This is a genomic window from Pseudalkalibacillus sp. A8, from assembly GCF_045920555.1.
Lineage (GTDB): Bacteria > Bacillota > Bacilli > Bacillales > Fictibacillaceae > Pseudalkalibacillus.
Window position 1 is genome coordinate 2591715 of record NZ_CP174509.1, and the last position, 12324, is coordinate 2604038.

The 12324-nt window shown below is 36.9% G+C and carries 12 protein-coding genes; all 12 read left to right on the forward strand.

The genetic code is table 11. From position 1 onward, the window contains the following. The first annotated feature begins 27 nt into the window (after positions 1–27). The 12 genes from ACJROX_RS13465 (at position 28) to ACJROX_RS13520 (ending at position 11356) form a co-directional block, all read left to right on the forward strand. Positions 28–783, forward strand: coding sequence for an IclR family transcriptional regulator (locus ACJROX_RS13465; protein WP_408011226.1), 756 nt, complete (start codon positions 28–30; stop codon positions 781–783). 8 nt (positions 784–791) lie between these two features. Then, positions 792–1661 (forward strand): HpcH/HpaI aldolase/citrate lyase family protein, encoded by an 870-nt coding sequence (locus ACJROX_RS13470; protein ID WP_408011227.1) that lies wholly within the window; start codon positions 792–794, stop codon positions 1659–1661. A 19-nt stretch (positions 1662–1680) separates the two neighbouring features. Continuing rightward, positions 1681–2148 carry a MaoC family dehydratase gene (locus ACJROX_RS13475; RefSeq protein WP_408011228.1) on the forward strand — a complete coding sequence of 156 codons (468 nt, stop codon included), beginning with the start codon at positions 1681–1683 and terminating at the stop codon, positions 2146–2148. A 44-nt stretch (positions 2149–2192) separates the two neighbouring features. Then, positions 2193–3353, forward strand: a complete 1161-nt coding sequence (locus ACJROX_RS13480) for a CaiB/BaiF CoA transferase family protein (protein ID WP_408011229.1) — start codon at positions 2193–2195, stop codon at positions 3351–3353. A gap of 447 nt (positions 3354–3800) precedes the next feature. Then, a complete protein-coding gene (locus ACJROX_RS13485) occupies positions 3801–4532 on the forward strand; it encodes a GntR family transcriptional regulator (protein WP_408011230.1) in 732 nt (243 codons plus the stop codon). 14 nt (positions 4533–4546) lie between these two features. Then, positions 4547–5410: a BtpA/SgcQ family protein gene (locus ACJROX_RS13490; RefSeq protein WP_408011231.1), complete on the forward strand. Its 864-nt coding sequence runs from the start codon at positions 4547–4549 to the stop codon at positions 5408–5410. Then, positions 5403–6338, forward strand: coding sequence for a ribokinase (rbsK, locus tag ACJROX_RS13495; protein WP_408011232.1), 936 nt, complete (start codon positions 5403–5405; stop codon positions 6336–6338). The genes ACJROX_RS13490 and rbsK overlap by 8 nt, the downstream gene beginning before the upstream one ends. Next, complete coding sequence (locus ACJROX_RS13500; RefSeq protein WP_408011233.1) at positions 6335–7840, forward strand: sugar ABC transporter ATP-binding protein; 1506 nt, start codon at positions 6335–6337, stop codon at positions 7838–7840. Before rbsK ends, ACJROX_RS13500 begins: the two co-directional genes overlap by 4 nt. A gap of 3 nt (positions 7841–7843) precedes the next feature. Further along, a complete protein-coding gene (locus ACJROX_RS13505; RefSeq protein WP_408011234.1) occupies positions 7844–8806 on the forward strand; it encodes an ABC transporter permease in 963 nt (320 codons plus the stop codon). Beyond that, complete coding sequence (locus tag ACJROX_RS13510; RefSeq protein WP_408011235.1) at positions 8803–9759, forward strand: ABC transporter permease; 957 nt, start codon at positions 8803–8805, stop codon at positions 9757–9759. The genes ACJROX_RS13505 and ACJROX_RS13510 overlap by 4 nt, the downstream gene beginning before the upstream one ends. Positions 9760–9779: 20 nt before the next feature. Continuing rightward, complete coding sequence (locus ACJROX_RS13515; protein WP_408011236.1) at positions 9780–10832, forward strand: autoinducer 2 ABC transporter substrate-binding protein; 1053 nt, start codon at positions 9780–9782, stop codon at positions 10830–10832. Positions 10833–10849: 17 nt separating this feature from the next. Beyond that, positions 10850–11356 (forward strand): ureidoglycolate lyase, encoded by a 507-nt coding sequence (locus ACJROX_RS13520; RefSeq protein ID WP_408011237.1) that lies wholly within the window; start codon positions 10850–10852, stop codon positions 11354–11356. Positions 11357–12324: the final 968 nt, after the last annotated feature.

A 12324-nucleotide genomic window follows, 5' to 3' on the forward strand; every position in this document is an offset into this window, starting at 1 on the left:
AAATTGTAAAGGAACAGGAAGAAAAAAATGAAACAAAATGTTATTAATAAAACTTTTTCAGTTCTCCGTGCGTTTACAGATGAAAAAAATGAGTGGGGAGTAAATGAACTTTCAAGGTTTCTCGATATGCCTGTAAGCAGTGTTCACCGAATAATTTCGACCTTAAAAAGTGAGTATTTACTAGAGTATTCTGAGAGAACAGGTAAATATAAGGTTGGTTCTGATCTTATTCGTATGGCTTCCATTATTTCTACAAATGTAGATATAAAAAAATTGGCAAGACCTTATTTGAATGAGCTTTCAATGGATCTTCATCATTCAGTCTATTTGGGGCTTTATTATCCCCAATATCGAAAATTATCTTTTGTTGAAAGTGTCAAAAGTTCGCGTGCATTACAGTATGTACTTGAAATAGGGGTGCTACAACCAATTCATATAGCCGCAAGTGGTAAGAATATACTTGCACATTTAAGTCACTCGAACATTTTGGAAATTCTGAAGGAAGAAATAGATTCTGAGAGCGATAGAAAGAAATTTTTAGAGGAGCTTAAAATTATCAAAGATCAAGGTTATGCGATAACAGCTAATGAGCGGAAAAAAGGAGCTCTCAGTGTAGGAGCACCTGTTTTCGGGGCAAGTGAAGAAGTGATTGGAAGTATTATTTGTGTTATTCCTATTGCGGATTATGAAAAAAGCAAAGAATCGGATTATATAAAACGAGTAAAAAAGGCAGCACAGGATTTATCTTATTCATTAGGTTATAGAAAAATCGAGAGAGGATAGGTTGCATTATGGAAAAATATCGGACATTGCTATTTGTTCCAGGGATTAAAAAGAAATGGTTTAATAATCTTCCTTCTTCTAATGCAGATGCTATCATACTGGATCTCGAAGACAGCGTTCCTATCAATTTAAAGGACGAAGCCAGGCACAATGTTGCAAAGGCAATCCCTCTTTTAAATTCGAAAGGTATAAATCTCTTTGTCCGTATAAATATAAACGACCAAGGATTCGATCAGGAAGATTTGAACATGGTGGTTAAAAAGGGGCTAAAAGGAATAGTACTACCGAAAATTGAGGAACCTGATGAAATTTTATGTATATCTTCTTTCATAAAAGAACTCGAGATTCAAGAGGGGCTTAATATTGGAAGTATATCATTACTACCCATATTAGAGACTGCAAAGTCTATGCAACTATCGTATGAAATTGCTTGTGTTGATCGAGTAATGGGGATTGCAGGGCTTAGTGCAAAGAATGGGGATGTCGCAAGGGCACTTGGTTATCAATGGACACCTGAGGGGTTAGAGACTTTGTACATGCGATCTAGAGTAGTAATGGCTGCGCGTGCTGCTGGCGTCATCCCAATTGGAGGGCTTTGGCAAGATATACATCAGCTTGAAGGATTACGAAAAAGTGCAAAATTCAATCGGCAACTTGGATTTGAAGGTGAGCTTGTTCTTCATCCATCAAACGTTCCAATTGTAAATGAAATTTATTCCCCCTATGAAGAAGAGATTGCCTATTTTCAGGGAATGCTTGAAGCTTTTGAGAAAGCAGAGCGTGAAGGGGAAACCGCAATCACCTATAAAGGGGAACACATTGATTACGCACATGTGAAAACGGCGAAGAAAGTGCTTCAACACAACCAACAAAATTAATGGATAGAGGTGATTATATTTGTCTAGAGGTAAGTATTTTGAAGAGTTCTCTGTTGGAGACATTTATCCTCATCGTCCAAGTAGAACTGTTACTGAAACGGATAATTTATTATTTACGACCTTAACACATAATACACAATCGTTACATCTAGATGAAGAATATTCAAAAAAGACTATATTTGGTGGAATAATTGTCAATAGTCTATTCACCTTATCCTTTGTTGTAGGTGTTAGCGTCGGGGACTTAACAGAAGGAACAACTCTGGGCAACCTTGGATTTGACGAAACTACCTTTCCAGCTCCAGTTCGGGTTGGGGATACAATCAGAGCAGAAACGGAAATCGTTGGGAAACGAGAATCTAAATCCCGCCATGATTCAGGTATCATCTGGTTTGAACACCGTGGTTATAACCAGACGGGAGAGCTGGTTGTTAAAACAAAACGAGCAGGATTAATTTTAAGAAAATCAGTTGAAATATCATCTTAGGAGATTTCGAGATTAAAAAAGGGGGAATTAGAATGAGTGGTCCTTTGAAAGGAATCCGAGTAATTGATTTGACGTCTGTAGTAATGGGACCATACTGCACTTTGATGTTAGGAGATATGGGAGCAGATGTGATTAAAGTAGAGAGTCCTGCAGGAGATACCACACGTTATTTAGGACCATCGAAGAATGAGGGGATGGGGAGTCTCTTTTTACATTTAAATCGGAATAAACGTAGTATAACCCTCGACTTAAAAAGTGAAGAAGGGCGGGATATACTATATTCTCTTATAGAAGAAGCCGATGTTCTTGTCCATACTTTACGGCCAAAATCAATAGATCGGCTAGGGTTATCATATCAAGCCTTAAAACAAGTAAATAGTAGACTTATTTATTGTGGGATGTATGGGTTTAGTAAAGATGGCCCTTATGGTGACAAACCAGCATATGATGACATTATCCAGGGGGCTTCAGGGATGGCTGCGGCACAAGGTGAAATGACAGGGACACCACAATACCTAGCTACTGTATTAGGAGATAAAACAGCTGGATTAGTGGGGCTAAGTTCAATTCTTGCAGCCCTATTTAGTCGAGAAAAAAGTGGGGAGGGTCAAGAGATTGAGGTTCCGATGTTTGAAACAATGGTATCATACACAATGATTGAGCATATGTATGGTGAGACCTTTTCTCCTCCTATTGGAAGGACATATTATTCTAGGGTTACCTCTTCTTATCGTAAACCGTATAAGACAAAGAACGGCTATATTGGGGTCATGATTTATAATGACAAACAATGGGAATCATTTTTTAAGGTGTCTGGACGTAATGACCTTAAATTAGATAAAAGATTCAGTAATATATCAGTACGCTCAAAAAATATTGATTTCGTCTATCAGACAGTCGAAGAAATAATGCTTACCAAAACAACAGAAGAATGGATAGAAATACTTGAAAAAGGGGATATCCCATGTACAAGAATCAATACGCCAGAAGATCTATTAAATGATCCACATTTATCCCAAGTTGGATTCTTTGAGAAAGTCCGTCATCCAACCGAAGGAGAAATACGAAGCATCAAATTTCCAGTGAATTTTGGGAAAACAACTACTGAAGTTAAATGTTTTGCGCCTAACCTAGGGGAACATAATGAGGAGATTTTAAAAGAATTAGGTATTAAAGTTGGGGAGGAAAAGAATGCCAGTTTATAACTAGAATTATATTTTTATAAATTCATTTTTAAAACTGTCCGTTACTCCCATCTAAAGCTTATCCTTCTACACCCGTTTTCGTAATCGGAATGATGAGAAGGAGTGAAGTGCTGGATCACCTGAATGTAAATGCTAAAGCAGGATATAACAGCTTAAAAGAAAAAGGATATGTTTAAAACTCTAGGAAGGAGCTAGCCTCCTTCTTTTTTCTGCTTTTAAAATCCAATTGAAGGAATATCTTCTTTGCCTTTTAGTGATTTTTGTATCGAAATCAATATCTGGTATTAAAAAATATTAAAATTAATGTTGACAGAAAATTAAAATTATTTTAATGTTAAATTATCTTATAAATTTGTTGTGACAACATGATGACACAATATAATAAGATGATTTGTTATGACAACACTATAACACTACTATTAATAAATTAGAAAGTAGGAAAATAAATTGGCACTAATTAGTAGGCAAAACCCACTTCCTTTATACATTCAACTTAAAGAAGTCATTATTGAAAAGGTTGAAAAACAAGTTTGGAAACCAGGTGATACTTTACCTACCGAGATGGAGCTACAAAAGATGTATAACGTAAGTCGTACGACTGTAAGACAAGCATTAACGGAACTAGTAACTGAAGGAGTGTTGGAGAGGATTCAAGGTAAAGGAACTTATGTAGCTGAGCCCAAGTTGCAACCTATACGTCCAGAATTAACAGGCTTTACCCAAGATATGAGTGCCAAGGGCCATGAAGTTCATTCGATTGTTTTAGAAGCAGAAAATGTAGAATGTAGTGAAAAGCTTCAAAGAATCTTTAATTTAGCCCCTATGAGCAAAGTCTTTAAGTTAGTGAGACTTCGTCTGGTTGATAACACGGTTATTGGCTATCATGAAGCTTTTATTAATTATCATCTAACGCCTCATATTGACTTTAAAGATTATGACTTTGCGAAGGAATCATTATATTTAACGCTAGCAAAAGAAGGAATAACTTGGGGAGAGTCTGATGAAACGGTTGAGGCAAGTTTAGCAGGTGATGCTCAATCAAAATATTTAAAAATCCCTTCGACTGCTCCTGTTCTAAAGTTATCACGCGTTACCAGGTTACAAGATGGAAGGCCGTACGAATACACAAATATGACATATCGTGCAGATAGGTACAAGTACTCAATTAAATTACGATAAAAGGAGAGAATATTATGTCAAGCACAATTTTCCCATCTAAATCAAATTATATTGAAGAAATTTTCGGTAAAGATAAAGCGATTATCGGTATGATTCATCTAAAAGCTTTACCAGGAGCACCTCATTATAAAGGTGAATCTATGGAAAGTGTTTTTGAATTTGCACTGAATGACGTAAGAGCTTTTGAGGAAGGTGGAGTGGATGGCTTAATTATTGAAAATGCATGGGATATCCCTTTCTCTAAACCAGAAGATATTGGAATGGAAACGGTAGCAGCCTTAAGTACTCTTGCTGAAAAACTAAAAAGAGAAACAAATCTACCAATAGGTATTAACTGCTTGGCAAATGGAGCTATCCCTGGCTTAGCCGTAGCAAAAGCAAATGATCTTCCTTTTGTAAGGGTTAATCAATGGGTGAATGCGTACATAGCGAACGAAGGTTTTACTGAAGGGCAATCTGCCAAAGCTCTAAGATATAGATCAAATATCAAGGGTGAAGATATTAAAATTTTTGCTGATGTGCATGTTAAACACGGAAGTCACTCAATCGTGGCAGATAGGAGCCTTGCCGATCAAACACATGACGCTGTTTTCTTCGATGCAGATGTGTTGATTGCGACTGGTAACAGAACAGGTGATGAAACTGAAGTAGATGAGATTTCTGGAATCAAGAGTAATACTGATCTACCTGTAATTGTAGGAAGTGGAATGAATAAGGATAATGCTAGAAAAATTATGTCTATAGCAAATGGATGTATCGTTGGAAGCTCACTTAAAAAGGATGAATTATGGTGGAACCCAGTAGATACTGAAAGAGTGAAAGCGTTTATGGAAGAAGTAAATAAAGTGAGACACGAAGCAGGGATCTATGTTGAATAAACAACTTGATATTTTAGTGTATGGAAGTCTCAACATGGATTTTGTTGCCTTTCTTAATAATCTTCCCAAAAAGGGAGAAACACTTAGCGCAAAAGAATTCAGCATGATAGCGGGGGGGAAAGCTGCTAATCAAGCAGTTGCAGCGTCAAGGCTTGGTTCAAGTGTAGGGATGGTAGGACGAGTTGGTGCTGACTACCTTGGTGAACAATTGCTAATGGCTCTTAAACAAGAAGGAATTATAACCGATCAGGTAAAATCAACCCCTAATTGTAATACTGGAATTGCTATGGTTTCAGTAGATGAATTTGGAAATAACATGATTGTTACTGATAAAGGAGCAAATGCATTTCTTAGTAAGGAAGATATTAAGGATTCGGAGGAATTGCTTAGGGCTTCTAAAGCCGTGATACTTCAACTGGAGATGGAGCAAGATGTGGCGGAATATATCATCCGAAAAGCACGAAAAAATAAGAAATACATCGTTTTAAATCTTGCTCCTATCGTTCCGATAGATCCGGAAGTCCTTGCTATGGTTGATCTATTAGTTGTAAATGAAACGGAAGCTACACAACTATCCGGAATCTATGTGAATGAATTTAGTTCTGCTAAAGTGGCTGCTCAGGAAATTCATACAAAAGAAATTGAAAACGTTATCATAACTCTGGGAGAGAATGGAGCACTTTTAAGTTTTCCTTCAGCAATTGAGCATTATTTACCACCCAAAGTTACAGTTGTCGATTCAACAGCTGCAGGTGATTGTTTTGTAGCATCAGTTACGTCATTTTGGATTCGATATGGAGATCTAGGCAAAGCTGTCAAAAAAGCTGTTGAGGTATCAGCACTTTCAGTTACTAAGAAAGGAGCTCAATCCTCATTACCAACTTTACAGGAATATGAAAATTTTATTGTAAAGGAGACAACCCAATGACAGAGACTATTCTTAAGATGGAAAATATCACGAAAGAGTTTCCTGGAGTCAAAGCACTAAATGAAGTGGATTTTGAATTGTATCCAGGCGAGGTCCATGCATTAATGGGTGAAAACGGAGCAGGGAAGTCCACCTTAATGAAAGTTCTATCAGGTATATATAGTCACACATCAGGTGAGATATATCTAGAAGGTAACAAAGTGACGATAAACAATCCTACTGATGCCCAGGAGTTAGGTATCTCAATCATCCATCAAGAATTTAACCTATTCCCTAACTTATCTGCAGCCGAGAATATCTTTTTAGATCGAAATGGCACAACAAATAAATTCGGCAAATTAAAATGGGGATCAATCTACAAACAGGCGAATGAATTAATTAAATCTATAGGAGCAAATATTGATGTAAAAAAAGAGGTCCAATATTTAGGAGTGCATAGTCAACAAGTCATTGAAATTGCGAAAGCGCTCTCATTTAATGCCAAAATTTTAATTATGGACGAGCCATCTGCTGCACTCCCGGAGGACGAAGTTCAAAAAATGTTTGATGTCGTCAATCAACTTAAAAATAACGGAGTAGCGATTGTGTATGTGTCTCATAGAATGAAAGAAATTTTTGAAATTGCTGATAAAGTTACGGTTTTAAGAGATGGAAAAAAGGTATCAACACAAAAAATAGAAGAAACCAACGAAGATAAACTCATTAATGATATGGTTGGCCAGGAAGTTGGAAATCTATATCCACCAAAAACTAATACTATTTCCAGTGAGCCAATTCTTTCAGTAAAGAATTTCAGTTTAACAAAGGGACACGAGGTTTCTTTCGAATTATATAAAGGTGAAATATTGGGTTTTTTCGGTCTCGTTGGATCAGGAACCCATACATTGGCTGAAAGATTATTTGGTTTACAAAAAGGAAACGGAACCGTGAATATTGGTGGAAAAGAAGTATCGATCAATATACCTCGAAATGTAATGGGATATAACATTGCGTATTTACCACCAGATCGTCATCGCCAGGGATTAGTAAAAGAATTAAGTGTTAAGGATAACATGAGTTTACCTGTCTTAAGGAATATATCAAAAAATCTTGTTATCAATAACGAGGAAGAAAGAAAAATTACTGAAGATTATATTTCAAAGTTGAAAATCAAGACTCCAAATCAAACTCAAACTGTCAACCTTCTCAGTGGAGGAAACCAACAAAAAATTACATTAGGGAAATGGTTGGCTACTAATCCTGAGATATTGATTATGGAAGAACCGACCAGAGGGGTTGATGTTGGAGCGAAAGCCGAAATTTACAAACTTATAAACAACATGGCAGCAGAAGGGTTAAGTTTTATATTGATTTCTTCTGAAATGCCCGAGTTAATTGGTCTTAGTGATCGCATCCTGGTAATGAACGAGGGTAATATTACAAACGAATTTGGAAGAGGGGAAGCGACTCAACAATCTTTATTAAAAGAAGCTTCTGACTCTGAAAAAGCTTTGGTGGTGTAGAGGATGAATAAAATAATAGGTAGAAATGAGACACCAATTTTAATCTTTACCATCTTAATTTTCATTGCATTTTCTATCACATCTTCCAATTTTTTATCTATTGGTAACTTTTCATTAATTCTTACTCAAATAACAACAATTGGATTAATCGCAATTGGGATGTTAATGGTGATTTTGTTTGGAGGCATTGACCTTTCTGTTGGATCAGTACTAGCTGTAGTAGCAACTATTGTAGGCATGCTGGTGAACAGTGGGCTAAACCCAGCTTTAGCAGCTGTAATGGGAATTATGATTGGTGCATTGTGCGGTGCATTTAATGGGATTTTTATTACGAGATTTAACATACCAGATATCATAACTACTCTTGCAACAATGTTTATTTTTCGAGGGGTTGCAGTTGCCATAAGCGGTGGAGAATGGGTAACAAACTTCCCGCAAAGTTTTAATTACTTCGGGCAAGGTTCTATTTTAGGTATTCCAGTACCAGTAGCATTCTTGATCATAGCTGCTGTTACCTTCTGGTATATACTTAGTCAAACTCAGTTTGGTAGAAGAATTTATGCTATTGGGGGAAATCCAGAAGCTGCAAAATTGGCAGGAATGAGTACCAAAAAGACAAAATTCTTAGTCTATGTTTATAGTGGAATCCTTACTTCAATAGCGGCCATAACGTTTGCAGCAAATGTAGGAAGTGTTCAAGCTTCTACGGCTGGAAATGGAATCGAATTTACGGTGATCGCTGCTGTTCTAGTAGGTGGAGCAAGTATATTTGGTGGAGTTGGCACTTTAGCCGGAACTATGATTGGCGTGCTGTTAATGGGAATTATTAAGAATGGTCTCGTTTTAAGCCAGGCCTCTGCATATTGGATAGATGCGGCTACTGGATTCATTCTAATTCTTGCGATTGTAATGAATACAATACAGCGTAGCAGGAAAATTTCAAACAAGGGGGTAGAATTGGTATGAATTCGTCAGGTCAGCTTCAGCGAAGTAACCCAATTTTACCATCGTTTAGAATAAATACTATCTTTATTCTCACTATATTGTTAATTGGGTTGATTATATTTTTCAGTACGCAATCTCCCTACTTTTTAACAAAGCTGAATCTATTTAATATTTTAATACAGGTAACTACCATAGGGCTTATTGCGATCCCAATGACTTTTATAATTATTTCGGGTGCTATGGATTTATCTGTAGGTTCGATATTAGGACTTTCAGCAGTAGCACTTGGAGTGCTATTTCAAAGCGGGGTAAACATTTGGCTTAGTGTTCTTGTAGCCATAATAGTTGGGGCGCTAGCTGGTTCACTTAATGGATTATTGATTGCAAGATATAAAATGCAAGCAATCGTTGTAACTATCGGGACATTAGTAATGTTCCGGGGATTGGTTTATATCATTACAGAGGGAAAGCCAATCAGTGGTTATCCAGATGCCTTTTACTTCCTTGGACAAGGGACACTTTTTGGCCTTCCATTTAATGTGATCGTTATGGTTCTCTTGTTTGGACTTGCTTACTTTATCATTAGAAAAACAAGAATTGGTAGATATACTTACGCACTAGGAAATAATGAGGAAGCTGTTAGATACTCTGGAATAAATGTTACTAAAATTCGTTTTTTAACATTTTTAATGAGTGGTGTGTTCGCTGCAATTGCCGGGATATTCTATGTTTCGAGATACGCCAGTGCTCAAGCAAATGCTGGTGAGGGAATTGAGCTAGATGTCATAACTGCAGTTTTAATAGGTGGTACACATATTTTTGGCGGTAAAGGAAGCCTTGTAGGTACTTTTTTAGGTGTATTAATAATCGGTACCTTAAGAAATGGTTTGAATCTTATGGGAGTTTCAGTTCTGTTCCAAACTGTTATCTTAGGAGTATTGATTCTTATAGCTGTTAGTAGGCAAAATAAATAAACCTAGAAGGGGAGATTTAATTGAAAAATTTCACTAAATTTCTTTCAGTAGTTTTGATGGTGTTTTTGTTATTGTTAGTGGGTTGCAATACCCAGGGGCAAACAACGGGGAATAATGGCGGCGGTAATGAAGGAGATAGTGGCTCAAGCGAGGGAGAGACATCAAAAAGTTTCTTCATTAACCCTAAATCAATTGGCCCTGCTTACTGGTCTGCAGCCAAAAAAGGGGCAAACCAAGCTGGAGAAGATTTAGGTGTTGACGTTATTTTTAACGCTCCATCTACTACCGATTCTTCTCAACAAATTAATATGATTCAAGATATGCTTACAAGACAAGTGAGTGGGATTGCAGTTGCTCCAAACGATCCTGAGGCCGTAGCACCTGGGTTTGAAACAGCGCAAAGCCAAGATGTAAGCGTAATCACCTGGGATAGCGATGCACCTGAAACTAGTAGAGAATATTATATTGCAGCAGCAACAGATGAAGAGCTTGGAAAACAATTTGTAGAGATGACTGCTGAACAAATTGGTGGAGAAGGTAAAATTGCATTTATGGTAGCAAGTTTAGCTGCCCAAAACCAGACAGCAAAAGTTGAGGCAGCGAAAGAATTGCTGGCAGCTGAATATCCGGATATTGAAGTAGTGACAACTGTTTCCAGTGATGATGATCAACAAAAAGCATTTGAAAATGCTCAAAATCTACTCAGTACTTATCCGGATTTAAAGGGTATTGTTGGATTTGCAGGAGCTGAGGCACCAGCTGCAGCCCAGGCTGTAGAGCAAGCTGTAGCAGAAGGAAACATTGAAGAAGGACAAATCACCATTTCTGGATTTGCGGTTCCTAGTTTAGTAGAGAAGTATGTAAACAACGGTACTATTGAGCAATTAGTTACTTGGGATCCAACAAAATTAGGTTATGCTTCCGTACATGTCCTAAACATGCTATCAAATGGTGAGGAAGTGACTGATGGAATGGAGATCCCAACAGTAGGAGAAGTAAAAGTACAGGATGATAAAATTCTAACTGGTACAGAAGTTATTACGAAAGATAATGTTGGCGACTTTAGTTTCTAATAAAAAGGAAGGTATGAATGGAGACCCAAATTATCACTCTTACAAAAGAAAATTTCAAAGCTTTTGGTAGAATAGTAGATATTCCTGAATCCTCACCTACTAAGATGGGTGAGGGGTGGGAATGCTGGAATTACATCCAAATGATGGATGTAGATACCAAAGTTGGGATGGGACTAGTAAATTCCCATGAACGACCATTCGTAATCGATTCAATGGAACGTCATGACAGTCGTGAGGAACTATTAATTGCAATCGGCCAAGACATTATTCAGCCTGTAGCATCAACTGAAAACTTGAATGATCCTAATGAAAAGCCTAAAGCAGAGAATGTTCTATGTTTTCATCTAAAAAAGGGCCAAGGGATTATTCTTAACAAAGGTGTATGGCACAGCCCAGCCTATCCAGCAGATCAGAGCACGAGTTACTTTTTTGCGATAGAAAAAAAGCCAGATAAATATGGAGATGAAATAGTTAATCCATGGGTTGAATTTCATAATGCAGCAAAAGTAAGATTTTATTTTTAAAAATTTAAAAAAGATGAAAGAATTCAATTGACTCAATGCGATTTCTAAGAGGGATAAAACCTATTGTATTCCTGCCTATGATCTGATTATTCAATTAAGAAAGAACAATACAGAAGGAAAATGCTCAATTTCTACATTTATACCATGTCTTTATGGAAGGAAAATGCAATAAGAGATATTCCTCATATGCCAGTATTACAGGAAGCAGCTTAGATAACTTTGATTCAATAAATAGGTTACGAGTTCATTATTAGAAATTTGAAGCACGGATTAGTCAGTAGATCAGTTAAAATACGGACAATGATCCTGTCGGGCAGCATGGCTGACATCCACCTCATGGAAAGGTTGAACGAAGGAATTTTGGAGCAGTGACTCTGTGAGATATGGGAGGGTTGACCTCCATGAGAAATGTGGAGATCCATATGTGCGATCATATTTTCGCTCATTACCCACTTTCTGGAATTAGGTGGTTAGGTGGATAAGAATCTTTTTACTCCCAAACTCCATAATTGTCCATTAATTCAACTTAATGCCATGATCTAGATTCATTTTAATAATGAACTACTATAAAATCCTAAGAAAACTAGAGGAATCGAAAGATAACCCTTTCTCTATAGAGCGAGTTTTCTGGAATAACTATTTAAAAAATAAAGGGGATTTATTGTACATTGCTGAAGTGTTCACTTGAGCAAAAATAGATATATGGGGAAAATAGTACTTCAAAATAAATATCATCGTAAATTCATCGCGTTACTCCAACAGGAGAACCAAAAATAATTTTCCGAGCAATCTTCTAATCATCGATGGATAGAGTCTGAAATGTACATGATACAGGAACGAGCAAAGAAGTACTGAAAATGAATAGTGATTAAGATATCCGATTTGGGATAAGTGTCGTTTAACAATTGATCTCCCTATAATTAGCAAAAAATGATCGGTCCATAAAAACATTTCAAAAAATTGGGTTG

What these genes read in the sequence shown, in the direction of transcription:
- ACJROX_RS13465 (WP_408011226.1), top strand. Translation starts at nt 28, where the DNA reads ATGAAACAAAATGTTATTAATAAAACTTTTTCAGTTCTCCGTGCGTTT.
- ACJROX_RS13470 (WP_408011227.1), top strand. Translation starts at nt 792, where the DNA reads ATGGAAAAATATCGGACATTGCTATTTGTTCCAGGGATTAAAAAGAAA.
- ACJROX_RS13490 (WP_408011231.1), top strand. Translation starts at nt 4,547, where the DNA reads ATGTCAAGCACAATTTTCCCATCTAAATCAAATTATATTGAAGAAATT.
- ACJROX_RS13500 (WP_408011233.1), top strand. Translation starts at nt 6,335, where the DNA reads ATGACAGAGACTATTCTTAAGATGGAAAATATCACGAAAGAGTTTCCT.
- ACJROX_RS13505 (WP_408011234.1), top strand. Translation starts at nt 7,844, where the DNA reads ATGAATAAAATAATAGGTAGAAATGAGACACCAATTTTAATCTTTACC.
- ACJROX_RS13510 (WP_408011235.1), top strand. Translation starts at nt 8,803, where the DNA reads ATGAATTCGTCAGGTCAGCTTCAGCGAAGTAACCCAATTTTACCATCG.
- ACJROX_RS13520 (WP_408011237.1), top strand. Translation starts at nt 10,850, where the DNA reads ATGGAGACCCAAATTATCACTCTTACAAAAGAAAATTTCAAAGCTTTT.